Source organism: Pseudomonas sp. PF05 (assembly GCF_056521845.1).
Genome location: NZ_JBWLPW010000002.1, coordinates 328,453 through 353,005, shown reverse-complemented (window position 1 = coordinate 353,005; position 24,553 = coordinate 328,453). Strand labels below are relative to the sequence as shown.

The 24,553-nt window shown below is 60.6% G+C and carries 24 protein-coding genes; 11 read left to right on the top strand and 13 right to left on the bottom strand.

Annotated features, from left to right (window positions below; translation table 11 throughout):
- Positions 1 to 139: 139 nt before the first annotated feature.
- Positions 140 to 2,017, top strand: coding sequence for a feruloyl-CoA synthase (locus AC09SL_RS06580; protein ID WP_058544456.1), 1,878 nt, complete (start codon positions 140 to 142; stop codon positions 2,015 to 2,017).
- 127 nt (positions 2,018 to 2,144) lie between these two features.
- On the opposite strand, the gene AC09SL_RS06575 is transcribed toward AC09SL_RS06580, so the two are convergent.
- Positions 2,145 to 2,462, bottom strand: coding sequence for an ElaB/YgaM/YqjD family protein (locus AC09SL_RS06575; RefSeq protein WP_014338130.1), 318 nt, complete (start codon positions 2,460 to 2,462; stop codon positions 2,145 to 2,147).
- 160 nt (positions 2,463 to 2,622) lie between these two features.
- On the opposite strand from AC09SL_RS06575, the gene AC09SL_RS06570 reads away from it, so the two are divergent.
- Positions 2,623 to 2,877 (top strand): hypothetical protein, encoded by a 255-nt coding sequence (locus AC09SL_RS06570; protein WP_003181187.1) that lies wholly within the window; start codon positions 2,623 to 2,625, stop codon positions 2,875 to 2,877.
- Positions 2,878 to 2,880: 3 nt separating this feature from the next.
- Here AC09SL_RS06570 and AC09SL_RS06565 read toward each other — a convergent pair whose 3' ends face one another.
- On the bottom strand, positions 2,881 to 3,789 hold the full coding sequence (locus AC09SL_RS06565; protein WP_058544415.1) for a LysR substrate-binding domain-containing protein: 909 nt from the start codon (positions 3,787 to 3,789) through the stop codon (positions 2,881 to 2,883).
- A gap of 85 nt (positions 3,790 to 3,874) precedes the next feature.
- On the opposite strand from AC09SL_RS06565, the gene AC09SL_RS06560 reads away from it, so the two are divergent.
- Positions 3,875 to 4,798: a carbon-nitrogen hydrolase family protein gene (locus tag AC09SL_RS06560; protein WP_058544455.1), complete on the top strand. Its 924-nt coding sequence runs from the start codon at positions 3,875 to 3,877 to the stop codon at positions 4,796 to 4,798.
- Here AC09SL_RS06560 and AC09SL_RS06555 read toward each other — a convergent pair whose 3' ends face one another.
- The gene (locus AC09SL_RS06555) at positions 4,799 to 5,269 is read right to left on the bottom strand and encodes an LEA/WHy family protein (RefSeq protein WP_058544414.1); all 471 of its coding nucleotides are present in this window, start codon (positions 5,267 to 5,269) and stop codon (positions 4,799 to 4,801) included.
- A 286-nt stretch (positions 5,270 to 5,555) separates the two neighbouring features.
- Between AC09SL_RS06555 and AC09SL_RS06550 the strand changes: the two genes are divergently transcribed.
- The 4 genes from AC09SL_RS06550 to AC09SL_RS06535 all read left to right on the top strand — a co-directional run bounded on the left by AC09SL_RS06550 (position 5,556) and on the right by AC09SL_RS06535 (position 8,661).
- Positions 5,556 to 6,272, top strand: a complete 717-nt coding sequence (locus AC09SL_RS06550) for a helix-turn-helix transcriptional regulator (RefSeq protein ID WP_058544413.1) — start codon at positions 5,556 to 5,558, stop codon at positions 6,270 to 6,272.
- 51 nt (positions 6,273 to 6,323) lie between these two features.
- Positions 6,324 to 6,665: a nuclear transport factor 2 family protein gene (locus AC09SL_RS06545; RefSeq protein ID WP_058544412.1), complete on the top strand. Its 342-nt coding sequence runs from the start codon at positions 6,324 to 6,326 to the stop codon at positions 6,663 to 6,665.
- A gap of 322 nt (positions 6,666 to 6,987) precedes the next feature.
- Entirely contained in the window at positions 6,988 to 8,103 is a 1,116-nt protein-coding gene (gene zapE / locus AC09SL_RS06540; RefSeq protein WP_058544411.1) for a cell division protein ZapE, read from the top strand.
- 63 nt (positions 8,104 to 8,166) lie between these two features.
- The gene (locus AC09SL_RS06535) at positions 8,167 to 8,661 is read left to right on the top strand and encodes a GNAT family N-acetyltransferase (protein WP_058544410.1); all 495 of its coding nucleotides are present in this window, start codon (positions 8,167 to 8,169) and stop codon (positions 8,659 to 8,661) included.
- Positions 8,662 to 8,684: 23 nt separating this feature from the next.
- Here AC09SL_RS06535 and AC09SL_RS06530 read toward each other — a convergent pair whose 3' ends face one another.
- Both AC09SL_RS06530 and AC09SL_RS06525 read right to left on the bottom strand, forming a co-directional pair.
- Positions 8,685 to 10,424 carry a phosphoethanolamine transferase CptA gene (locus tag AC09SL_RS06530; RefSeq protein WP_058544409.1) on the bottom strand — a complete coding sequence of 580 codons (1,740 nt, stop codon included), beginning with the start codon at positions 10,422 to 10,424 and terminating at the stop codon, positions 8,685 to 8,687.
- A 366-nt stretch (positions 10,425 to 10,790) separates the two neighbouring features.
- The gene (locus tag AC09SL_RS06525; RefSeq protein ID WP_165826028.1) at positions 10,791 to 10,964 is read right to left on the bottom strand and encodes a DUF6026 family protein; all 174 of its coding nucleotides are present in this window, start codon (positions 10,962 to 10,964) and stop codon (positions 10,791 to 10,793) included.
- A gap of 251 nt (positions 10,965 to 11,215) precedes the next feature.
- Between AC09SL_RS06525 and gnd the strand changes: the two genes are divergently transcribed.
- Genes gnd through AC09SL_RS06510 form a run of 3 tightly spaced genes read left to right on the top strand, consistent with a single transcriptional unit; the run spans position 11,216 to position 14,555 of the window.
- On the top strand, positions 11,216 to 12,220 hold the full coding sequence (gene gnd, locus AC09SL_RS06520; protein ID WP_226921166.1) for a phosphogluconate dehydrogenase (NAD(+)-dependent, decarboxylating): 1,005 nt from the start codon (positions 11,216 to 11,218) through the stop codon (positions 12,218 to 12,220).
- Positions 12,217 to 13,737, top strand: coding sequence for a glucose-6-phosphate dehydrogenase (gene zwf, locus AC09SL_RS06515; RefSeq protein ID WP_058544407.1), 1,521 nt, complete (start codon positions 12,217 to 12,219; stop codon positions 13,735 to 13,737). Before gnd ends, zwf begins: the two co-directional genes overlap by 4 nt.
- A complete protein-coding gene (locus tag AC09SL_RS06510) occupies positions 13,734 to 14,555 on the top strand; it encodes an HAD family hydrolase (protein ID WP_058544406.1) in 822 nt (273 codons plus the stop codon). The genes zwf and AC09SL_RS06510 overlap by 4 nt, the downstream gene beginning before the upstream one ends.
- A gap of 217 nt (positions 14,556 to 14,772) precedes the next feature.
- Here the strand turns inward: AC09SL_RS06510 and nhaB are convergent, their stop codons facing one another.
- The 3 genes from nhaB to AC09SL_RS06495 form a co-directional block, all read right to left on the bottom strand.
- Entirely contained in the window at positions 14,773 to 16,275 is a 1,503-nt protein-coding gene (gene nhaB, locus AC09SL_RS06505; RefSeq protein ID WP_058544405.1) for a sodium/proton antiporter NhaB, read from the bottom strand.
- A 95-nt stretch (positions 16,276 to 16,370) separates the two neighbouring features.
- Entirely contained in the window at positions 16,371 to 17,660 is a 1,290-nt protein-coding gene (locus AC09SL_RS06500; RefSeq protein ID WP_058544404.1) for a hypothetical protein, read from the bottom strand.
- 183 nt (positions 17,661 to 17,843) lie between these two features.
- Positions 17,844 to 18,110: a hypothetical protein gene (locus tag AC09SL_RS06495; protein ID WP_058544403.1), complete on the bottom strand. Its 267-nt coding sequence runs from the start codon at positions 18,108 to 18,110 to the stop codon at positions 17,844 to 17,846.
- Between the two features lie 341 nt (positions 18,111 to 18,451).
- Here AC09SL_RS06495 and AC09SL_RS06490 point away from each other — a divergent pair, with 341 nt between their 5' ends.
- Positions 18,452 to 19,777: a sigma-54 dependent transcriptional regulator gene (locus AC09SL_RS06490; RefSeq protein ID WP_058544402.1), complete on the top strand. Its 1,326-nt coding sequence runs from the start codon at positions 18,452 to 18,454 to the stop codon at positions 19,775 to 19,777.
- Between the two features lie 163 nt (positions 19,778 to 19,940).
- On the opposite strand, the gene AC09SL_RS06485 is transcribed toward AC09SL_RS06490, so the two are convergent.
- The 5 genes from AC09SL_RS06485 to AC09SL_RS06465 all read right to left on the bottom strand — a co-directional run bounded on the left by AC09SL_RS06485 (position 19,941) and on the right by AC09SL_RS06465 (position 24,553).
- Positions 19,941 to 21,224, bottom strand: coding sequence for a transporter (locus AC09SL_RS06485; protein WP_058544401.1), 1,284 nt, complete (start codon positions 21,222 to 21,224; stop codon positions 19,941 to 19,943).
- Positions 21,225 to 21,270: 46 nt separating this feature from the next.
- Positions 21,271 to 22,017 carry a hypothetical protein gene (locus AC09SL_RS06480; RefSeq protein WP_058544400.1) on the bottom strand — a complete coding sequence of 249 codons (747 nt, stop codon included), beginning with the start codon at positions 22,015 to 22,017 and terminating at the stop codon, positions 21,271 to 21,273.
- 58 nt (positions 22,018 to 22,075) lie between these two features.
- Positions 22,076 to 22,756 carry a C39 family peptidase gene (locus AC09SL_RS06475; RefSeq protein ID WP_058544399.1) on the bottom strand — a complete coding sequence of 227 codons (681 nt, stop codon included), beginning with the start codon at positions 22,754 to 22,756 and terminating at the stop codon, positions 22,076 to 22,078.
- A gap of 172 nt (positions 22,757 to 22,928) precedes the next feature.
- Complete coding sequence (locus AC09SL_RS06470; RefSeq protein ID WP_058544398.1) at positions 22,929 to 23,900, bottom strand: hypothetical protein; 972 nt, start codon at positions 23,898 to 23,900, stop codon at positions 22,929 to 22,931.
- A gap of 59 nt (positions 23,901 to 23,959) precedes the next feature.
- Positions 23,960 to 24,553, bottom strand: a complete 594-nt coding sequence (locus AC09SL_RS06465) for a hypothetical protein (protein WP_058544397.1) — start codon at positions 24,551 to 24,553, stop codon at positions 23,960 to 23,962.

Here is a 24,553-nt window from a genome sequence, read left to right as displayed (position 1 = left end):
CCCGTTGCATCGCGGGCGGTCGTGCCTTGAACGCCGTCGCCCCGATGCAGGCCAGAATAATAATGACAAGGCCGCAGCCCAGTGCTGCCACGCTCCGCTCGCACCGCGACCCGAGCGTGCCTTGGTGGAGGAAATGTACGTGAGTTCCGAGTCCAGATCGTCCTCCCGACCCGAGGCCGGGCGGTATCGCCAGGTGTCGATTGGTCATCCTGCCGTCGAAGTCCGGGAAGAGCGTGGCATCTTGCACATGCGCTCGCTGGAACCCCTGGCCCCGCTGCCGGCACGTTTGCTCGAGCGTCTGGTGCACTGGGCCGAGGTGCGCCCACAGCAGACGTTTATCGCGGCCCGTGAAGCGGGCGGTGACTGGCGTCGAGTCAGCTACGGGCAGATGCTCGACAGTGTCCGGGCCATCGCCCAAAGCCTGCTTGGTTACGGTTTGTCGGCGGAAAAACCCTTGGCGCTGCTCTCCGGCAACGACATCGAGCACCTGCAAATGGCCCTCGGCGCGATGTACGCCGGCATTCCCTATTGCCCGGTGTCACCGGCCTATTCATTGCTGTCCCAGGATTTCGCCAAGCTGCGTCACGTCTGCGATCTGTTGCAGCCGGGGCTGGTATTTGTCAGCGAAGCTGCACCGTTCGAGCGGGCGATCAGCACCGTATTGCCGGCGGACGTGCCCTTGATCACGGTGCGTGGCGAAATGGCGGGCCGGTCGAGGACAAGCTTCGCCAGCCTGCTGGCCCAACCCGGCGGCGTCGAGGCCGAGCAGGCGTTCGCCGCCACCGGCCCGGACAGCATCGCCAAGTTCCTGTTTACCTCGGGCTCCACCAGGCTGCCCAAGGCGGTGATTACCACCCAGCGTATGCTGTGCGCCAATCAACAGATGCTGCTGCAGACCTTTCCGGTATTCGGCGAGGCGCCGCCGGTGCTGGTGGACTGGCTGCCGTGGAACCACACGTTCGGTGGCAGCCACAACGTCGGCATCGTGCTGTACAACGGCGGCACGTTCTATCTGGACGACGGCAAACCCACTGCCCAGGGCTTCGCCGAAACCCTGCGCAACCTCAAGGAGATTTCGCCGACTGCCTACCTGACCGTGCCCAAGGGCTGGGAGGAACTGGTCAACGCCCTGGAGCAGGACGGTGAGTTGCGCGAGCGCTTTTTCAAGCGCATCAGCCTGTTTTTCTTTGCCGCGGCGGGCCTGTCCCAAAGTACCTGGGACCGGCTGGACAAGGTCGCCGAGCAGCACTGCGGCGAACGTATCCGCATGATGGCGGGCCTGGGCATGACCGAGGCGGCGCCGTCTTGCACCTTCACCACTGGGCCGTTGTCCATGGCCGGCTACATTGGCCTTCCGGCCCCCGGCTGCGAAGTGCGCCTAGTGCCGGTGGACGGCAAGTTCGAAGGGCGTTTTCGCGGGCCGCACATCATGCCCGGCTACTGGCGCTCGCCGCAGCAAACTGCCGAGGTGTTCGACGAGGACGGTTTCTACTGCTCGGGGGATGCGATCAAGCTGGCCGATGCCCGCCATCCGCAACTGGGGCTGATGTTCGATGGGCGCATCGCCGAGGATTTCAAATTATCTTCCGGTGTATTCGTCAGCGTCGGGCCGTTGCGCAACCGGGCGGTGCTGGAGGGCACGCCCTACGTCCAGGACCTGGTGATCACCGCCCCGGATCGAGAGTGCCTGGGAGCGCTGGTGTTCCCGCGGCTTGCTGAATGCCGACGCCTGTCAGGCCTGGGCGCGGACGCCAGCGACGCCCAGGTCCTTGCCAGTGCGGCGGTGCGTCAATGGTTCGCCGACTGGTTGCAACGCCTGAACCGCGAAGCCAGTGGCAACGCCAGTCGCGTGGAATGGATAGCCTTGCTCGATGAACCGGCTTCCATCGACCGCGGTGAAATCACCGACAAGGGCTCGATCAACCAGCGGGCAGTGTTGCAGTGGCGGGCGGTGAAGGTCGAGGCGCTGTATCGCGGGGAGGATGCGTCGATCCTGCGGGCGGGAGCCTTAGGCTAGGCACAAAACTGTGTGGGAGCGAGCTTGCTCGCGATAGCGGTGGTTCAGCAGCAAAGATGTTGCCTGACACACCGTCATCGCGAGCAAGCTCGCTCCCACATCAGGTCCAGGGGCTGGTGTGTGTTATTTAACGCCGCCCCAGCAGCAAACCCACCACCAACCCGAACCCCGCGGAAATTGCTACGGTCTGCCAAGGGTGGCCGCCAATGTAGACCTCAGTGGCGTCGACCATGGGACGTGTGCGCTCCCGTGCGCTGGCGACCGAATCAAGCGCTTGCTGCAGTTTCTGGGAGATCTGGCCGCGCAGGTCGTCAGCTTCTTCACCCACCAGCGAGGCACTGCTCTTGAGCAGCTTCTCCGACTCCTCGATCAATGCCTTCAGTTCGCTGAAGGCTTGATCCTTGATTTGCTCTCCATTCGCTTGCACGGTGCTTTTACGGGCCATTGAAGTACTCCTTGCTGATGATGGCATTGAACAATGGAGTGCTGCGCTTGTACAAAAGTTGCAACGTTCGCCTTGGCAGCGCAGCCCCATCACAAATCGTGGTTAAGACGTTTCCCTTCAAGGTGTAAGATGGCGCCTATTTACGCAACAGGTAATTCCCATGAGCTTCAATCTGGCTGACAAGCCCCTGGCCGAGCGCGCCGCGCTGGAAGACGAAAAATCCCGACTTTTTGAACTGTGGCAAAACAACCTGGGCAAAGCCAAGGGCGATGCTGCCCGCTTGTTCGGCGAGCGCTCCAAACGCAAGGGCAAGTGGGCCGAGTGGGTGCGTGCCGAACTGGACGGCATGTCGCCCCCGGAGTACGCCAACATGGTGCGCAGTGAAGTCAATCGACTGATGGCTGCCAACAAGTAAGCCTTAGGCGAATGTTGCCGCAATGGCCTCGCGAACCTTGAGCATTGTCGGTTCCATTTGCGTGTGGGTTCGCCATCCCAGTTCGATGGGGTAGCGGGGCAAGGCCAGGGGGCAGGGCAGCAAGGCCAGGCCGCTGAGGTCGGCGACGGCCCGGGCGGCGTGAGCCGGGATGGTCGCCACGGCCTGGCTGCCCTTGAGCAGGAACGGCAATGCGGCAAAGTGGGTGGTCGAGGCGCACACCCGTCGGCTCAGGCCAAGCTCGGCCAGCCCTTCGTCGGTGATGCCGATGAAACCACCCGAAGACACCAGCAGATGTTCACGGGCCACGAACGCCTCCAAACTGAGGGACTGTTGGCCTTGCGTCAGGCTCGCCGGGTCCAGGAGGCAGGCGTAATCACCTTCGCCCAACACCTGGCGGCTGAGCAACCGCTGGGCGAAACCGCCCGCCGTGATCGCCAGGTCAAGGTCGCGCTCCATCAGCGCCCGGCCGACGATCTGACTGTGGGTCTGGCGGAAAATCAAGCGCAGGCCCGGCGCGCGTCGGGCCACTTCGTCAATCAGGCGCCGCCCATGGGCAATCTCGAAATCGTCCGACAGGCCGACGATGACCGAGCGGCCTTCGTAATGGCTGGCGTCCGGGTCGACCATCGCCAGGCTCTGGCGGCATTTATCCAGTGCTTCGCTGATCACCGGCTTCAGCTGGTTGGCTCGCAGCGTCGGCGCCAGGCCCCGGCCCGTGCGCACGAATAATTGATCGTCATACAAACCGCGGAGCCTGCGCAGCGCAGCGCTGATGGCCGACTGGGTCACGCCCAGGCGCACGGCAGCGCGGCTGGCGCTGGATTCGTCGTGCAGGGCTTCGAAGGTCTTGAGCAGATTGAGGTCGATGTCGGCGATATTCATAAGGCTCATATCATTTAGCAGCATTCGGGGCTTTATTCATGATCGGCCGCTGCTTGAGAATCAGCAACACCTGATGATCAAGGAGTTGAAAACCATGCCCAAATCCATTGTGGCTGCCCTGCAGATCGGCTCGTTGCCTGGCGGCAAGGGCGAGACCCTGGCACAGATTCTTTCCTACGAAGAGGCCATTCGCCAGGCCGGCGCGCGCCTGGTGGTGATGCCTGAAGCACTGCTGGGTGGCTATCCCAAGGGCGAGGGGTTCGGGACTCAACTGGGTTACCGGCTGCCGGAGGGGCGCGAGGCGTTTGCCCGCTATTTTGCCAATGCCATTGACGTGCCCGGCGTGGAAACCGAAGCGTTGGCCGGGCTGTCGGCGCGTACGGGGGCGAGCCTGGTGCTGGGCGTCATCGAGCGTGTCGGCAGCACCCTGTACTGCACGGCGCTGTATTTCGAGCCCGATGCGGGCCTGGTGGCCCGGCACCGCAAGTTGATGCCCACCGGCACCGAGCGGCTGATCTGGGGCAAGGGCGATGGTTCGACCTTGCCAGTGATCGACAGCCAGGTCGGCCGGGTCGGCGCGGCGGTGTGCTGGGAAAACATGATGCCGCTGCTGCGCACCGCGATGTACGCCAAAGGTGTGCAAGTCTGGTGTGCGCCAACCGTCGATGAGCGGGACATGTGGCAGGTGACCATGCGCCATATCGCTCACGAAGGTCGCTGCTTTGTGGTCAGTGCCTGTCAGGTCCAGGCTTCGCCGCAGGCCCTGGGTATCGACGTTGCTAACTGGCCGGCCGAGCGGCCGTTGATTGCCGGTGGCAGTGTGATTGTGGGGCCCATGGGCGACGTGCTGGCCGGGCCGCTGAAAGACACGGCGGGGTTACTGACCGCCGAAATCGATACCGATGAACTGGTGCGGGCGCGCTACGACTATGACGTGGTCGGGCATTACGCCAGGCCGGATGTGTTCGAACTGGTGGTGGACGAGCGCGCCAAGCCCGGTGTTCGCTTCACCGCCTGATCACCAGTTGGCGGCGGAGCCCGGCAAGTCGAGGGTTCCGCGGTCAACGAAGCGCAGGGTGCCGAATACGCCACCGGCGAGCTTGCCCTTGAGCACATAGGGCAGGTTGTCCAGGCTTTGGGTCTGGCTCAGGCCCAGGGTCTGGCGCAACACCGAAAACGCCGAAATGCTCACCGGGACGCTGAGAATTGCCTCGGAAAAGCGCGGGATCGAGCCGGTCTGGTCACTGACCCCTGTCGCCAGCGTACGGCCGTTGACCTCCAGGTCCAGCGCCACGCCGTTGTAGTCGATGGCCGTTTCGTTGGGGTTCTGCACGCGCAGCTTCACGGCGAAACGCACCTCCAAGCCCTGGTTGGGCAAGGGTTCGATGCCGACCACGTTGATGTTCAGCGGGTCACGGTGCGGGAAGAGGGCGCAGGCGCTCAGGCTGAGCAGTATCAGGAAGACGAAAAGGCCGAGGATTCTGCGCATGGATAGGCTCTCAATGAATGAAAAAACGCAAGCGATCAAGCACGATACCCCACAGCGGCCCCATGACAACGGCAAACCACCCAGTGGGAGCAAGGCTTGCCCGCGATGAAGGCGATGCGCTCTTTCAGGAACCGAGGTGTCTGTTTCGCGAGCAAGCTTTGCTCCCACGGCCTTGTGGGCAAAGTCCGCCCTGCTTTGGGTCCAAAACAAGGTTCATGGCTCCTGACAGTTTCTGACACCAGCCTCTGCTAATCTGCGTCAACTTTTTCCTTCTGGATAGTCCATCGTGTCGCGTACCTCTCGGCTGCTCACTTTGCTGCAAGTCTTGCGTGGCAAGCGTTGCCCGGTCACCGCTGCGACATTGGCGGGCGAACTGAACGTCTCCGAGCGCACCTTGTACCGCGACATCGCCGAACTCACCGCCCTCGGCGCGCCGATCCAGGGTGAGGCGGGTATCGGTTATGTCTTGCGCAGCGGCCTGTTCCTGCCGCCCCTGATGTTCACCGCCGATGAAATCGAGGCCATTGTGCTGGGCTTGCGCTACGTTGATCAGCGTGCCGACGAGGTACTGGGCAAAGCGGCCGCCGACGCCCTGGCGAAGGTCGCCGCAGTGCTGGCTCCCGATGTGCGAGACGCCTTGCGCAACCCCACGGTACTGCCCGGCCCACCGGGTTATGGCTATCCGCAGAACGCGGTGGAACTGAATGTGTACCGCCAGGCCATTCGCGCCCAGGCCAAGCTGCACATCGATTACGCCGACGTGAACAAGACCCCGAGCCAACGCTTGATCTGGCCGCTGGCCCTGGGCTTTTTCAATGAGGCGCGGGTGGTGGTGGCCTGGTGCGAATTGCGCGGCGCCTATCGGACTTTTCGCACCGACCGGATTGCCTCTGCCATCGAGCAGGGCGAGCGGTATCCGGGCCGACGCAGCGACTTGCTGCGGGACTGGTTTGCGCTGATGAAGCTGGACGAAACCGGGCGTTTCACTCCTGACAAAAACTGACACAGTGCTGTTCTAGCATGGTGCCAGATCGATAAAACAAGGAGCCGTACCATGTCCAATCCCGTCTCTTCTCTGGCCCCGGCCATCGCCGGCTACATTGCGGCCGCCAATGCCCGTGACAGTTCGGCGGTGACGCGTTTCTTCGCCGAGGATGCCAACGTGTTCGATGAAGGCCAGCACCGTGTCGGCACCCAGGCCATCGCCCAATGGATGGAAGACACTGCCCGGCGCTTCCAGCCGCGGGTGGAAGTCCTCAATGTGCAGCAGCGCACCGGTAAGGTATTGGTGCACAACCTGATTTCCGGGACTTTCCCCGGCAGCCCGCTGGAGTTGCGTTATACCTTCCGGCTCAATGAGCAGGGCAAGATCAGTCGGTTGGATATCTCGATCTAAGTTCTGCGCCTGGCGCTGTTGTGCCAGGAGAACGCTATTGTGGCAAGGGAGCTTGCTCCCGCTGGGCTCTGTAGGAGCTGGCGAAGCCTGCGATCTTTTGATTTTGATCTTTTGATCTTTTGATTTTGATCTTTCGCTTGGGATTCAAGCGTCTGGGGAAAGATCGCAGCCTCGTTGCACTCGACAGCTCCTACACAGCTCCTGCACAGCTCCTACACAGGCACCTACACAGCTCCTACGGACGCAGCCCAGCAGGAGCAAGCTCCATCCGCCATCGCTGTCATGGCATACTCCCCACCTTCGTTTTCCGGACCCGGGCCGTATGACTTTCGACTCCCCCTTGAGTGCCTGGCAGCATGCCATCGAACACCACGGCTTCGTCCAGGACGAGGCCCAGGAATTGGCCATCATGACACTGGAGCAATGCCACGAGGCGTTGCACGAAGGTCGCAAGTCGATCAAGGGCGTTTATCTCTGGGGCCCTGTGGGGCGTGGCAAGACCTGGTTGATGGACCGCTTTTACGAAAGCCTCAAGGTGCCGGCCCGTCGTCAACACTTCCATCATTTCATGGCGTGGGTGCATCAGCGTTCGTTCCAGCTCACCGGCACGCCGGATCCTTTGCAAGCCCTGGCCCGGGAGTTGAGCGCTGAAGTACGGGTGCTGTGTTTCGACGAACTGTTCGTCAACGACATTGGCGATGCAATCATTCTCGGGCGTCTGTTCCAGGTGATGTTCGAGCTGGGCATGGTGATGGTCAGCACCTCCAACCTGCCGCCGGAAGAACTCTATGCCAACGGCCATAACCGTGAGCGTTTCCTGCCGACCATCACCGCGATCAATCGATATATGCAGGTCGTGCCGGTGAACGGTTGGCAGGATCATCGCCAGCATCCAGGCCAATTACAGCAGCGTTATTGGCTGCGCGATCCCGGGCAACCTGATCCGCTGGGCAATGTCTTCAACCAGTTGACCGCCGGGCAGGTGTCGAGCAGTGCACCGATCGAGGTCGGTCATCGCCTGCTTGAACCGGTCCGGGCCAGCGATACCGTGCTCTGGAGCCGTTACTCCGACCTGTGCGAGCAACCGTTCTCGGCGCTGGATTTCATGGCGCTGTGCGACCGCTTCAGCGTCATCCTGCTCAGTGATGTGCCGTGCCTGAGCGCCGAACAGCGCGAAGGGCGCATTGCCCGCGGCACCGAAGACGGCGTTGAGCGGGTCGTGGCCGGTGATCGAGAATTGCCGCAGTTGTCGATCCATGACGACGGCGTAAGGCGCTTCATCGCCCTGGTCGACGAATGCTATGACCGCAAGGTGCCGCTGTGCCTTTCGGCCCAGGTGCCGATGGATGAGTTGTATACCGAGGGTTATCTGCAATTCCCGTTTCGCCGTACCCTCAGCCGTCTCCAGGAAATGCAAATGCAACGTTTTGGTCAGTAGGCCTGACCTGTATCCCGCCGCTGGCCTTGAGTCACCGGTACTATCGAAGTGAGATGGAAGATCATGGAAGAAGCCAAGGACATCCTTGTACTGCAAGCCAGCTACACCAACCCGGTCCACGCTGAAGCGATTCGTCATGTACTCAATGGCTATGCGCTGGACCCAATGGGCGGCGGTCATCCATTGTCGGCCGAGGTGCTGCTGCATCTGCCCGAGGAACTGGCCAAGCGCCCTCATGCCTTCAGCGTGCTGGCTTTCGTCAACGGCGAACCGGCGGGACTGGTCAATTGCTTCGAAGGTTTTTCAACCTTTGCCTGCCGGCCACTGGTGAACATCCACGACATGGCGGTCATGAAGGATTTTCGCGGCCTCGGGTTGAGCCAGAAGATGCTGCAGAAGGTCGAGGACATCGCCCGTCAGCGTGGTTGCTGCAAGATTACCCTGGAAGTGCTCGAGGGCAATGCCGTGGCCCAGGCCAGTTACGCCAAGTTCGGTTTTGCCGCTGGCATGTTCGACCCGGCCCACGGGCCTATGGCGTTCTGGATCAAGCCCCTGTAAAGCGGGGGCTTGATGGGTTTCAGTTATTTCTGCACGACTGTCGCCACCGGTGCCTTGGGTTGCATCAGGCTGAAGTCGATCAGGGCCTTGCGTGGGGTTTGATAAGGATCGCCGATCAACAGCGGGCGAGCCTTGAAGTCCGCGCTGACCAGGCTCTTGCTGTGGTCCAGCTCATCAAAACTCAAGCCAGCCATGTCCGCCCAGGTGTGAATCAGGTGCGAGCTGCTGTAGGGCCGTGACAGGTCGCCGGCAAAGTTCCAGTCATGGCTTTCGCGCCACTTGGGCGAGGCCCAGGCCATGAAGGGGATGGTGTACATCGGCGCGGTCGGCTTGCCTTCGTTACGGCCCAGGGTGCTGTGGCCCGCAGAGTCGAACACGTCTTCACCATGGTCCGACAGGTACAGCAGGAAACCGTTGGGGTCGGTCTTGGCGTAGTCCTTGATCAGGCTGGACACGACGAAGTCGTTGTACAGCACCGCGTTATCGTAGCTGTTGTAGGTCGGGACCTGATCGTCTCGAACGCCCGCCGGTACGCCCTGGCGGTCGGTGAACTTGTTGAAGGTCGGCGGATACCGGTACTGATAGCTCATGTGGGTGCCGAGCAGATGCACCACGATCAGCTTGCGCGGGGCGCTGTCGGCCAGGGCCTTGTTGAATGGCTCGATCACGTCGCCATCGTACTGCGCGGCATTCTGGTTGCGGTTGTTGTTCAGGTACACCGGCTCGTCGGCCTGTTGGGAAAAGGTCGTAAGCATAGTGTTGCGTTTGGTCATGGTCTGCTGGTTGGTGATCCAGAAGGTCTTGTAGCCGGCCTGCTTCATCATGCTCACCAGCGACGGGGTGCTCAGGTAGAGCTCCGGGTTCTGTTCGTCGGCGAACGTCAGCACCTGCTGCAACGCTTCGATGGTGTAGGGGCGCGGGGTGATGACGTTGTCGAACACCGACAGCTGGCTCTTGAGCTTGTCCAGCTCCGGCGTGGTTTCCCTTGGGTAACCGTAGAGGCTCATGCGCTGGCGGTTGGTGGATTCGCCGATCACCAGCACCAGGGTTGCCGGCTCGTTGGCCATGGCATCCTTGAGGTTGCGCAACGGCGCGATCTTGCTGGCGCTGTGGAGCATGCCTTGCATGTTCTCCAGTTGTTCACCGTAGCGACGATAGGCCACCAGCATCTGCCACGGCACCGCAGGCTCGATGCGATCCTCGAATTTTTCCAGGCCACCGGCAAAGCTGCCGGTACGCTGGGTCTGCTTGATCAGCGGATAACCGACCACCGCCAAGACAATGGCGACTGCTGCGACCATGGCCTGGCCCCGGGGCAGGTACACCGGACGCAGGCGGGTCCAGAGCCAATAACCGACGGCGGTGTGGGCCAGGAACGCCGCCACCATCCACCAGGCAAAATATTGTGTCAGGTACTCGCCGGCTTCAGACACGTTCGATTCGAACATGATGAAGATGACGCTCTGGGAAAATTCCTGCTGGTAAATGAAGAAGTAGCCCAGGCTGGCCATGGAACAGGCCCACAGCACCACGCCGATCAAGGCGGCGAGCAAACGCGTGCGGGCGGGGAAGAGCAGCAGGGGCGCCAGCCATATTGCGCTCATCACGAACGCTTGGCGAAAGCCGGTGAAGCCGGAGGTGTTACTCAACAAAATGAGCAGTTGGGTGATGCCCGAGAAGTACCAGAAGAACAGAAACAGCCAGCCGAACCCGGCCCAATCGAAACCTTTCGCAGTCGTTTTGCTGCGTTTGAACAAGCTCATCAAGCGCTCCAGACCTTGTCGACGAAGCTGTCGGCACCGGATTGGTGACCGCAGGCATACGCCGAGCACCTTAAAGGCGGGGAGTATCGCGAGCCGGTTGTGAAAAGTTTGTGAGTTTTTCGGATACAAATCGCAGGAAAGGGAATAAGCCGTTAGCAACACAGGCGAAGAGGCTCCCATCCTGTGGCCAGGGAGCTTGCTTCCGCGGGTCTTCGCCTGCAGGAGCTATGCAGGAGCTATGTAGGAGCTGTCGAGTGCAACGAGGCTGCGATCTTTCCCCAGACACTTGAATCTCAAGCGAAAGATCAAGATCAAGATCAAGATCAAAAGATCGCAGGCTTCGCCAGCTCCTACCCTCTGGGGCGGTTACCGAGCCAGGGACTGGCTCTGGTAGGGCAGTTGTGCGTGTTGCAACTGCATGCGCAATTGCGTCACTTCATCGAGCAGCAGATCGCGTTCTTCCTTGAGCAGGCGCAATTCATCGCGACGAATGGTCACATAAAGGGTTTGGGGAGGACGTGCGGTAACGACAGGGTCCATTGCTCACCTCGCAAATGGCGTACATCAACTAGAGAGATGTCGCCAGTTTTTTGGTCGACACCTCTTTATCGGCGCCGATTCTGAATACTTTTGCTCGTGAATGGAACTTTTTTATTTTTCATGGTCATCGTGTCTTCGGCCGGTTTTTGAACGTTATCCTTTGTGATCGGGCGATTTACCCGGAAACTATGCAGCAATGCTCTGGACTAACCTCCACAAGTCACTTTGAGCTAAACCTTTGACACACCTTTATTTGTAGTAGGGAGCATCAGCACATGCAACTCGGGATCATTGGACTGGGCCGCATGGGCGGCAATATTGCGCGGCGCCTGATGCTCAATGGGCACACCACTGTCGTCTATGACCGCAATGCCGCTTTTGTCGAAAACCTGCGCCAGGAAGGCGCGACGGGCGTCGCGGACCTGCCTGCGCTGGTCGCGGGCCTGGAGAAACCACGGGCGGTCTGGGTCATGCTGCCGGCCGGCGCCCCTACCGAAGACACCATCAACGACCTGAGCGAACTGCTTGAGCCGGGCGATGTGATCATTGACGGCGGTAACACGTACTACAAGGACGACATCCGTCGGGCCCAGGCCCTGTCGGAAAAAGGCCTGAGCTACATCGACGTCGGCACCTCCGGTGGCGTTTGGGGCCTGGAGCGCGGTTACTGCATGATGATTGGCGGTGATGCCGACGTGGTGAAACGCCTGGACCCATTGTTCGACAGCCTGGCCCCTGGCATGGGCGACATCCCGCGCACCCGTGACCGTAAATCCGACGATGACCGCGCCGAACGTGGCTACATCCACGCGGGCCCGGCCGGTTCGGGGCATTTCGTGAAGATGATCCACAACGGCATCGAATACGGAATGATGCAAGCCTTCGCCGAGGGCTTTGACATCCTCAAGACCAAATCCAGCGAAAGCCTGCCACCGGAGCAGCGCTTCGACCTGAACGTGGCGGATATCGCCGAAGTCTGGCGTCGCGGCAGTGTGGTGTCGTCCTGGTTGCTGGACTTGACCGCCGACGCGCTGGCCAGCGATCCGAAACTGGACGGTTTTTCCGGCGAAGTCGCCGACAGCGGTGAAGGGCGCTGGACCATCGAGGCTGCCATCGAACAAGCGGTGCCGGTTCCAGTGCTGTCCAGTTCGTTGTTTGCCCGTTTCCGCTCGCGTCAGCAAAGCACGTACGGTGACAAAATGCTCTCAGCCATGCGCTTCGGCTTTGGCGGCCACGTGGAGACGCCGAAAAAATGACCTCGATCAGCAGCAAATCCAAGGCAGAACCCGCGCCGCCGACCACGTTGTTTCTGTTCGGCGCCCATGGCGATCTGGTCAAGCGTCTGCTGATGCCGGCGCTTTACCACCTCAGTCGTGACGGTCTGCTGGGTGATGGGCTGCGCATCATCGGGGTTGACCACAACGCCATCAGCGATGTGGATTTTGCCAAGAAACTCGAGGACTTCATCCGTAACGAAGCGGCGAGCAAGGGAGGCGATGCCGACCGGGCGCTCGACCCAGCGCTGTGGGCCAAGCTGGCTCGTGGCATCAGCTACGTCCAAGGTGATTTCCTCGATGAGGGCACCTACCAGGCGCTGGCGGCGAAAATCGCTGCCAGCGGCACTGGCAACGCGGTGTTCTACCTGGCGACCGCGCCGCGCTTTTTCAGTGAAGTGGTCAGCCGCCTCGGTGCGGCCGGGCTGCTTCAGGAGCAGGAGGGGGCCTTCCGGCGGGTGGTGATCGAAAAACCGTTCGGCTCCGACCTGCACACCGCCGAAGCGTTGAACGCCTGCCTGCTCAAGGTCATGAGCGAGAAACAGATCTATCGCATCGACCATTACCTGGGCAAGGAAACGGTGCAGAACATTCTGGTCAGCCGTTTCTCCAACAGCCTGTTCGAGGCGTTCTGGAACAACCACTACATCGACCACGTACAAATCACCGCCGCCGAAACCGTCGGTGTGGAAACCCGTGGCAGTTTTTATGAACACACCGGTGCCCTGCGGGACATGGTGCCCAATCATCTTTTCCAACTGCTGGCGATGGTGGCCATGGAGCCGCCAGCGGCGTTTGGCGCCGACGCCGTGCGCGGGGAAAAGGCCAAGGTCGTCGGGGCGATCCGGCCCTGGTCGGTAGAGCAGGCCCGGGCCAACTCGGTCCGAGGCCAGTACACGGCCGGTGAAGTCGGTGGCAAGGCGGTAAGCGGTTATCGCCAGGAGGCCAACGTGGCGCCCGACAGCAGCACCGAGACCTACGTTGCCCTCAAGGTCATGATCGACAACTGGCGTTGGGTCGGCGTGCCGTTTTACCTGCGCACTGGCAAACGCATGAGCGTGCGGGACACGGAGATCGTCATCTGCTTCAAGCCAGCACCTTACGCGCAGTTTCGCGACACCGACGTCGACGAATTGCAACCTACGCACTTGAGAATCCAGATTCAGCCCAATGAAGGCATGTGGTTCGACCTGCTGGCCAAGCGGCCGGGGCCGGCACTCGACATGGCCAATATCGAGTTGGGCTTCGCCTATAAGGATTTCTTCGTAATGCAGCCCTCCACAGGTTACGAAACCCTGATCTACGATTGCCTGACCGGCGACCAGACGCTGTTCCAGCGTGCCGACAATATCGAAAACGGCTGGCGCGCCGTGCAACCGTTCCTCGATGCCTGGCAGCAGGACGCAGCGGTCCAGCCCTACAAGGCCGGCGAAGATGGCCCGGCAGCCGCCGATGACTTGCTTGGCCGCGACAGTCGCGTCTGGCACGACCTCGGATGAGTGATCTGATGAAGCATCCCATCCGTTTCCTGCTCAGCGACATGGACGGCACATTGCTGTTGCCCGACCACAGCCTGAACCAGCGCACCATTGAAGCGGTTCGCTCATTGCGTGAGGCCGGTGTGTTGTTCAGTCTCGCCACCGGGCGCCCGCCGCGGGCCATGTTGCAGCAGATCGAGGCCCTGGGCGTCGACCTGCCCACGGCGGCATTCAATGGCGGCACGCTGGTTCATCCTGACGGCAGCTTTCTGGCGGTCCATTACCTGCCACCCGAAGCGGCATTGGCGACGCTGGCCCTGTATGCCGATCAGCCCGGCATCGAAGTCTGGGTATTTGCCGATGGCGACTGGCTGGTGCGCGACGCCAACGGTCCGATGGTGCCGGTGGAGACGCGTGGCTTGGGCTACCCACCCGTAGAGGTAGGAAGCTTCGAGCCTTACCTGGAGCGGATCGATAAGATCGTCGCCACCAGTGCCAACACGGACTTGCTGGTGGAGCTGGAGGCGCGGTTGCATCCGCTGCTCAAGGGCCAGGCCCAAGTGTCGCGTTCGCAACCGATCTACCTGGATGTGACGGCCATGAAGGCGAACAAAGGAGAAGCGCTGTCGACCCTGGCAGCCTTCCTCGATGTGCCGCTGGAACAGACGGCGGCCATGGGCGACGGAGGCAACGATCCGGCGATGTTCCACCGCGCGGGATTGTCCATTGCGATGGGGCAGGCGGAGGAAGCGATCCGGCGTCAAGCGGATGTCATTACCGCTGCCGTTATTGATGACGGTGCAGCGCTGGCGATCGAGCGCTACATCTTGCCGCGGTAGGATGTCCTGGCCTTTGTGGCGAGGGACATGCTCCCGCTGGCCTGTAGGAGCTGGCGGAGGCTGCGATCTTTTGATCTTTTGATCTTTCGCTTGGGATTCAAGCGTCTGGGGAAAGATCGCAGCCTCGTTGCACTCGACAGCTCCTACACAGCTCCTACACAGCTCCTGCGCGGCTCCTGCAGGCCAGCGGGAGCAAGGTTTCCTACTAGGAACTTGCTTACAGCCAGTAAGTCACTGCGTACCAGCCCAAGCCACCCATCACTGCGGTGTAGGGCACAGCCATCCAGACCATCCGGCCATAGGACAGGCGAATCAGCGGGGCGATTGCCGAGGTCAGCAGGAACAGGAACGCAGCCTGGCCGTTGGGTGTGGCGACGCTCGGCAGGTTGGTGCCGGTGTTGATGGCCACCGCCAGGGTCTCCAAATGCTCACGACTCATTTGGCCGGAGACGAAGGCCTGCTTCACCTCGGTAATGTAGACGGTTGCCACGAATACGTTGTCGCTGATGGCCGACAGCAGGCCGTTGGCAATGAACAGCATGCCGGGCTGTTGATCGGCGGGCAGGGCCAGGACCCATTGGATCAGCGGCGTGAACAGATGCTGGTCGTGAATGACCGCCACCACTGCGAAGAACACCACCAGCAGAGCGGTGAAGGGCAAGGCCTCCTTGAATGCGTTGCCGAGCCGGTGCTCGTCAGTGATCCCAGTGAAGGCGGTAATCAACACGATGACCATCAGGCCAATCAGGCCGACTTCGGCAAGGTGCAGCGCCAGGCTCACGATCAGAATCAGCGCGGCGATACCCTGGACGATCAACGCCGCTCGTTGCCGTGCGGTGCGTTCGCGGTTGTCCTGCTCGGCATAGTCGGCCAGGATGGTGCGTACACTTTCTGGCAACAGCGTGCCGTAACCAAACCAGCGCAGCTTTTCCAGCGCCAGGCAGGTCAGCAGCCCGGCTATCAGTACGGGCACCGAAACGGGCGCGACCTTCAAAAAGAACTCTACAAAGTGCCAGTCCAACTCATGGCCAATCAACAGGTTCTGCGGTTCGCCAACCAGGGTGCATACACCGCCCAGCGCCGTGCCTACGGCGCCATGCATGAGCAGGCTGCGTAGAAAGGCACGAAACTGATTGAGATCTTCATGATGACGCGACGGCAGATCGTGGTCTTCATCGACATTGCTGTCCTTGCGCGGATCGTTGCCCGAAGCCACGCGGTGATACACCGCATAGAAGCCCACCGCGGCGCTGATGATCACCGCGGTGACGGTCAATGCGTCAAGGAACGCGGACAGGAACGCCGAGAGAAAGCAGAACATCAAGGACAGCATCGCCTTGGAGCGCACCCCCAAAAGCAGGCGCGAGAACAGGAACAGCAGCAGATCCTTCATGAAATAGATCCCCGCCACCATGAACATCAGCAGCAGGATCACCGGAAAGTTGTGAAGCAGTTCATCGTAGAGCATCTTGGGCGTGGTCAAACCCAGCGCAAGCGCCTCGATCACCAGCAGCCCACCCGGCATCAGCGGGTAGCATTTAAGGGCCATGGCAAGGGTGAAGATGAACTCCAACACCAGCATCCAGCCGGTAATGACCGGGCCCAGGGTCCATAACACCACGGCATTGAGGATCAGGAAGGTGATGATGCACGCCTTGTACCAGCGAGGTGAGTGCCCAAGAAAGTTGTGCGCGAACGCTTGAGCCATTGAACCGGACATCGGCCGCTCCTTTTAATTAGAAGCGCGCAACTTGCCGTAAGAAATGAGGAATATCAAGCGTAAGAATAAATACCGTTCGCCCATGACAATCCGACTCAGCCCCAATACCGCGAAACTACCGCTCGATAATGCCCCTGGAGCGAATAACCGCCCACCAGGATTCTTCCATCAGCCTGCATAGCCAGGGTGGTGGCGGTGTCCAGGCTGTAGCCGAGTCGAGTGCGAACCCAGCCTTTGCCCTGGCCGAAATCCGGGTCGAGGCTGGCATCTGGCAAATGTCGGGCAAGTACGAAATCGGCCTCGATACCGCCGATGGTGGCGCCGGCGGTCACCAGTTTTCCGTCGGATTGAAGCTGGGCGGCGGTCCACTGGCTGGCGTTGTGCCCAATTGTCATGAGCCGGCACTGGCCCTGGTTGCAATGACGGTCCGGCTTGCCGTCGGGGCGAACTTTCAGCGACAGGCTATGCATTGGATCACGGCTGCTGCCGAACACCTGCAGATCACCGTTCGCATCCTGAACGACCTGGCTGACCATCACGCTGTGACCCTGCGCCAGGATGGACAGGAAGCCGTTTTCGCCGAAGCTGTCATCGAGTTGGCCGCTGCTGTCGTAACGGGCAATCAAGCCATGCTGGGGCAAGTCGATGGCGCCGCCGACGACAATATGGCCGTCAGCCTGGAGCACCAGGCAGCCGAGCCAGGTGTTTTTCAACAAGCGCCGGACCATTACGAAACCACGACCGTTGAACGAGGTATCCAATGCCCCGTCCGGCAAGAGCCGGATCAGTACGCCGACATGGTCGGACAATTGATAGTGGTGGTTGGCGAGCACAAGGATCCGGCCATCGGCCTGCACTTGCATGTCGCAAGCCTCGAGCCCCGGCACGCCGGGCGGCAGCCAGGGGTCGCGCAGGCCTTGGGAGAGATTGCCGCAAAGCCTGATGATGTGCCGACCGGCATTGCCGAAGCCTTGAACGGCGCGGCCCTGCTGGTCGAACAGCGCCAGGGCGGGAAGGGTGTGGTCGTTGCTTTCGTAATGCAGGCCGGACAGCAGGATATGCCCGTCGGGCAACACGATCACCTTGCTCGCCGTCGCTTCGAAACCGTGTTCGAACGCGCCGATCACGCAGCCGCGAGTGCCGAAGCCCGGGTCGGCCAAACCGTCATGATTGAGTCGCGCCAGCCCAAACCGGCTGCCGTGGGCCGTCTCGATTCTGGCTGCCACCAGGATTCGTCCGGCGTGATCGAGGGTCAACCCGGTGGTGAGGCTCGAGGTGCTGTCTTCGAAATGAACCCAGGCTTTGCCGTTGGCGGCAAAGCCTGGGTCAAGTTGCCCGGCGTGGGCCATGGCCCTGGGGGGCACAAATGCGAACTGATCGAGCATGCCTGCCTCTCCTTGCGTGTCGAGCGGCCCGAAAGGGCGACGACTGCATGAGGGCAACATTCAATCCCTGAATGTGACAATGCACAACTGTCATGTTCTACAGAAACAGCAGCGATTCGTGCCATAACGATGGCTTTACAACCCAGAGCCAAGCCTGCAATCGATAACAGGCTTTACCAGTGGTTATTCAGGCATCGACCACGATTGCAATGTGTAGCCTTCCTGGCTCAGTTCGGCACGGGCCTGTTTCAACAGGTCGGCCAGTTTGATCGGGTCGGTATAGGCACTGCTTGGAATCTTGGTGCGGCCAATATGTGCATTGGTGCGGTCGATGACGGTCAGGCTAAGTTCACCGTTACCGTCTTGTGGAGCCCAGGCCACGCATTGGAAAGGACGGAATGCGCGGTCGGCAATCAAAAGAGCTTCGTTGATACGGAGCGGGGCGTTCATGGCGTTTTCTCTTAAGTGTGCCCAAACAAATGATGTGCCGTCGGTTGGGCGTACCGTGCGGCTGGTTACTTGTACTGATGTCCCGAACCTGCAGGCGGGTCACACATTATTTAAATAAATTTCGATTTTCTTTCAGACCAGGCTTTTTGGCTTTTGTTTGAAAGCTGCCTGAAAGAAACAAACCTGCAATAACTAACGGGGTGCTTGCTTATAACCAGTTTGATGCACTCTCGATAATCAATTGATACAAGGGTGCGTCAACTTCTTGCTACTGTTACATGCAGGTTTGCCAAACGCCTGTTTCTACTCATATTTCCTTATTTTGGCGCCAAGGATCAGTCATGATCGAAGCCAGTGCGTCACGTCGTCTGCTCGTGGTTGATCCCTGCGATGATTGTCATCGCTTATTGCCAGGTCTGCGCACCATCGGCTGGGATGTGGACAGTTGCTCCCTCGAACACGCCAGCGATAGGACGTGTGACGTCGGCCTTTTGCGGCTGCAGCCTTTTCACCTGGAGCGCCCGGAAGCGGTCAAGGAGTTGATCAGCCGTAGTGGCACCGAATGGATCGCCGTGCTCAACCAGGAAGTGTTGCGCCTGCAAAACGTTGGTGATTTTGTCTGCGAATGGTTTTTCGACTTCCATACCTTGCCGTTCGACGTGTCCAGGGTCCAGGTGACACTGGGCCGGGCGTTTGGCATGGCGCGCCTGCGGGGTCAGGGTTCGATCCATATTGACCAGCCAGAACATGAACTGCTGGGCGACAGCAAGCCGATTCGCGAACTGCGCAAATTGTTGAGCAAGCTGGCGCCCGCCGAGTCGCCGGTATTGATTCGGGGTGAGAGCGGTACCGGCAAGGAATTGGTGGCGCGCACCCTGCATTATCAGTCTCACCGTCGTAATAAGCCGTTCATCGCCATCAACTGCGGCGCCATCCCGGAGCACCTGATCCAGTCCGAATTGTTCGGGCATGAGAAAGGCGCGTTCACCGGGGCCCACCAACGCAAGGTCGGGCGCATCGAGGCGGCCCACGGTGGCACGCTGTTTCTCGATGAAATCGGCGACCTGCCGTTGGAGCTACAAGCCAATCTGCTGCGTTTCCTGCAAGAGAAACACATTGAGCGGGTCGGTGGCAGCCAGCCGATTGCGGTTGATGTGCGGGTCTTGGCCGCCACCCATGTGGACCTTGAGGCGGCCATCGAGCACAAGCGGTTTCGCGAGGACCTGTATTACCGCTTGAACGTGTTGCAGGTGGTGATGGCGCCGCTGCGCGAACGCCATGGTGACCTGGCGATGCTGGCCAACCACTTCTCCCATTTCTACAGCCAGGAAACCGGCCGCCGTCCCCGTAGCTTCAGTGAGGATGCCTTGGTGGCGATGGGTATGCATAAATGGCCTGGCAATGTGCGGGAGCTGGCCAACCGCGTCCGTCGCGGTTTGGTATTGGCCGAAGGGCGCCAAATCGAAGCCAGGGACCTGGGCCTGGCCAGCTACCATGGCGTCGTGGCGCCGATGGGTACGCTGGAGGACTACAAGACCCGCGCCGAGCGCCAGGCCCTGAGCGATGTGCTCAACCGTCACAGCGACAACCTGAGCGTGGCCGCCAGGGTGCTGGGCGTGTCCCGGCCGACGTTCTATCGTCTGCTGCACAAGCATCAGATCCGCTGACTCAAGCCGGCACAAACACCCTTGTGGGAGCGAGCTTGCTCGCGATGACGGTCTTTCCTTCACATCCATGCTGATTGAAAGGGCCCTATCGCGAGCAAGCTCGCTCCCACGGGGGGGTGTGCAGTGTCCTTGGATATGTGTCTTTCACATACCCCAGAGGGCATCAGAAGTAGTACGGAAACTTCAGGCTAAAGGTGAAATCCGGCGCATCGTCGGTCAGCCCGATGGACAGGTTGGGCACGATGGTCAGGTTGTCGGACGCGGCGACGGTCATGCCGATGTTGAAGTAGCCGGCGTTGGCGTCGCTGGACGTCACCGATTCCCAATCGCCGCCGTCCTGTTTGAGCTTGCTTTTCTTTTGGATCAGGTCAGAGACCGAGAATGACATGCTCATCTTCTCGTTCAAGGCAAAGGCGATGCCCGCGCCGATCTGGAAGCTGTCACCGATTCGCACCTTGCCCGGGACCTTCTGGTTGACCGTGGAACTGATGTCGTCGAACGATTCTTCGAAGTTATGGGTGTAGGAAAGGCTGCCGAACAGCACGGCCGGGTCGAAGGTCTTGACCAGCGAAAGCCCGGGCGTGATCGACCACACGCCGTTGCCGGTAGGCAGGTCCTCTGGCACGAACAGGTTGGTGTTGGCCTGGGATTGGCGCAGCTTGATGCCGAACGGGTCCTTGCCGGTGGGGGCCTTGATCCGCAGGGTAGCCACCGCGTCCGGGGCGTTGATCGACTCATCCATGAACTTGTAGGCGATGCCGAAGTTGACGTCACCGATGGTGGGGTCCTGGGTCACGGTTTCTTCGCTGGTGACACCGGCTGCGCCGTTGTTCGCGCCGCCTGACTGATAGGTGGATTCGCGGTAGATCACCGGGACGTTGAGGTCGAACTGCCAGCGGTTGTCAAAGTTATAGCGACCGGTGAGGTCCAGCGTCCAGGTGTCGGCCTTGATCCGGTCGAGGTTGATGTTGCCCAGGAAAATCGAGTCCAGGGCCAGGAAACCGTTGAGGATCAGTTGTCGCGTGTCGTAGCGCGAATACGTCACGCCGGTCTCGAAACTGAATTTGCCGCCGCCGAAGAAGCCGCTGGCCTCGTCATAGAGGTTGGAGACGCTCTGGGCCGGCTGGGAATCATCGGCCAGGGACTGCCCGTAACCGCTGCCGCCAGCCGTTGCCGCACCGCCGCCGGCCACGGTCTGGTTGCCTTTCATGTCGGCCGGGGATTTGGCCAGGCGCTTGGGCGGTGGAGCGGCGGGTTGATCCTCCACCTGACGAACTCTCTGTTCAAGCACCGCCAAGGCCTTCTGCTGGACCTCGTATCTTTGCTTGAGCTCGAGAAGTTCCTGTTTCAGGGCCTCGATGTCCGCATCCGGGGCCGCTTGCAACACGGTCGCCGGGAACAACGTGCTTAAACACATCACAGCGCGCAACGATACGGATCGATACATGAAATATGCCGCCCCTATTTACCCAATGGTCGCAAATCAGCGTAGTTCAATAACCGAGGTTACGCAGGCCGCGCAGTTGGGTCAGGTTGCAGTCCAACGCGCCGGCACTGGGGCCGTTACTGTTCAGCACCACGTTGAGCTGCGTCATGTTGTTGACCAGGTTGCTGTTGCCCAGCAGGCGGGTGTTTTGCAGCAAGCCGCCCTGGGCCACTTGTTGCAGGGTGCTGCCCTGGTTGTGGTTGGCCTGGATCGCCATCTGCACGCCGCTGCCGGTGGCGGTGACCGCGACGCTGCCGGCGGAATTGCTGCCGCTGATGGTTTGGCCCTTGGTCAGCAACTGGCCTTGGGAAGGCATGAGCGCCGGCGCCTGGCTGCTCTCTTTTACGTTGATGTTGACGTTGTTGTAGGCCGTGTTGCCGTCGCCGGCGGCGCGTACGCTCTGGGTCACCCCCTGGCTCGTGCCAAGGCCGGCGCCACCGGTAATGTTGCCGCTGCCCTGTTGCGGGGCGCTGCCATTGCCGGTCTGCTTGATGGTGGAGACATAAAACTGGGGTTTGACGGTGGCAGCCTGGATCTGCATGGTGCTGGTGGCGCCGATCAAGTCGCCGCTGGCGTTGCGCCAGGTACTGCTCATGACGATGCCGAAGCTGATGACTCTGCCGGGCATGACATAACGACCGCGCAGCTCGGCAAGCTCCTGGTCCTTGACTTCGATGGGTTTGAAGCCGGCATGGGCATAGCCCGAGGCGGTCGCGAGCAGGCAGGCCAGCGACAGCCAGTGTGAGGTTTTCATGTGCTGCTCCCGGAGCATCCTGCTCCTCTGATACTTATGTTGGCAGTTAAGTCGGCGATTAAAAGAAGTCGCTCTGTATGAAGCCGAAATCCATCAGTTCCGCATCCCTGACCGGGTTGAAACCGTCCAGCTTGTTACGGGCTGTCAGGGGTTGAGGAGGACTGCGTAGTGCATTGGTCTTGTCGTAGCCCGGGCCGACGATCGCGAAGACGATGCCGTTCCAGCCTTTGACGAAATCATCATGGGCGTAGCGCTTGTGGCCCAGCACCGGGTCGCCGATGTAGACCCATTGCTTGTCGGCCCGCTGCAACACCACGAAGTGTTTGTAGCCACGTATTTCCATCAGGACCACCACCGGGATCGTCACCGCTTCGAGTTTCTCTGGCGGTATCCGGTAGCCTCGGGCGCGCATGCCGATGGCTTCCACGTAGCGCTTCATGTCCAGCATGGAAAAACCCTGGGTGCGAACCAGGTCCTGGTCAGCATTGACCAGCATGCCTTTGATGACGTGCTCTTCATCGACGTCAAGCCAATAAGCCTGGCGCAACACCGTGGCCAGCGCGGCGGCGCCGCAACTGAAATCGGTTTTCTGTTCGACGATGTCGCTGAATTTGCGCTCGCGTATGCTTTGCACCGGTTTGTAGACCAGCATGCCGCCAGGTAGGGCAGCGACCGGTATCTGCGCGGCCTCGGCCGTGCAGGCCAGGCAGAGCAGCAGGGAAACGGCAGTGACACGCATGATCAATCCGCCTAGTGGGCATCCAGGAAAAGCTCCCTGTGGAAACGAGCCTGTGGGAGCAAAGCTTGCTCGCGATAGCGGTTTTAAAGCCAGCAGAGGGGCCGTATGTGACGACCTCAATCGCGTGCAAGCGATGCTCCTACAGAGCTACTACCCCCACAGGGGGACTTTTTTACATGCAAGCCTTGCAGCCGGCCGCGATGGACAGCGAGTTGCTCTGCTGGTTGCCCACGCCTGCCGACACGTTGGCGCCGCCGTTACCGGAGAAGCCGTTCATGGAGTTGGTCATGGTGGCGTTGTTGATCACAGGGTTTTTCCAACCGTCGCGGGTCAGCACCTGCTGGGTGTTGCTGCCGGCCAGTTCAAAGGTTCCCACAGCGGAGAACTTGAACTTGTCGTCATCGTGACCGCCGCCGTAACCGCCTTTGTTGCCCCAGCCGCCGTCGTCTTCGACGGTGCCGGTGCCTTTGGCCTTGAATGTGCCGGACGCGCTTGAGGTGCTGGTGAGGGTGTCGGTCTTGTAGGTCCGCACGCCTTTGTTGTCGACCACCAGGCCAGTGGAGGACTGATTGGCCTCGGCAGAGGCCTGTGCGACACGGCCACCCGACACTGCGATGGCCAGGTTGTTTTTCTGTTGGTTGAAGTTCCCGGCGGTCACGTTGATGCCGATGTTGCCGGAGCCATTGTTGCCCGCGTTGGTGAGCGAGGCGTTGTTGTGGGTCGAGTTGTTTTTTACATAGTTGTTGGTATTGGTTTGCGTGGCACTTGAGGCGGCGACAGCCGAGCCGAAGATGAAGCTTTCGTCAGCGGTAGCCAGCGCTGCGGCGTTGTCTTGTTGGTTACCGTCGCCAGCGGCGATGTTCGCCCCCATGTTACCGTTGCTGCCATTGAGGGAATCGGTAGCTTCGGCGGTGTTCTTAGTGCCCTGGTTGAGCACCTCGTTGCCGTCGCTGTTCTGCTCATCCATCACGGTAGCCATCGCGCTGGCGTTGATGGAAAGCTGTTCTTCCCATGTTGGGCCTTTGGGACCATGGTGGCCATGATCATTGCCGTACCCGTTGCCGTTTCCTTGAGCTTGTGCAGCCATTGCCATGACAGCGGCGAGAGCGAAAACCAATGGTTTGAGTGCCATTGTAGGTTTCATGGTGTTTCTCCTTGCGTGTCGTTGGTTAAGTGTCAGTACTTTCTTATGTAGCCTACGGGTCAATCAGCAACCCGGATGCTCAGGGTGTTAGCCATACGGTTTCCCACCCCGGCGCTCTGGTTCACCTGGATTACCCCTCGGCTGCCGGTGAAGGCCTGGTCGCTGGTAACGACCTGGCGACTGCCGGTTGGGGCGCCAGTTGCTCCTGAGTTCGGTAGCAACGCCACGTTCTGTTGAGACAGGGCGCTGTCGTCAATGCTCTGCGGATGGGCACTGATGCCCACCCGCATGACATTGGCCATCTGGTTGTTGGCCCCGGCGGACTGGTTGACGCCCAGCACACCGTTGCCATTGGTAAAGGAGTGGCCGCCGATTCGAGCGGTGGCATTCATGGAGGGGTTGGCCGGCGTGTCGACGCGTTGCTGCACGCTCGTGCTGGCCTGGGCGTGGCTGCCGATGGCGATGGCCCGCGCGTTGGTTTGCTGGGTCTGGTCGCCGGCCGCCTGGTTGACGTTGAAGTTGCCGGTGTAATGGCTGCCGGAATCCTGCAGGTTGGCGCTGCTGACCGCTGCAACACCCGAATCGGCAAATACGTTGAAAGAGCTGAGCAGGGAAAGCATGAACAGGGCGAGAAGAAACAAGGCTGGCTTCAT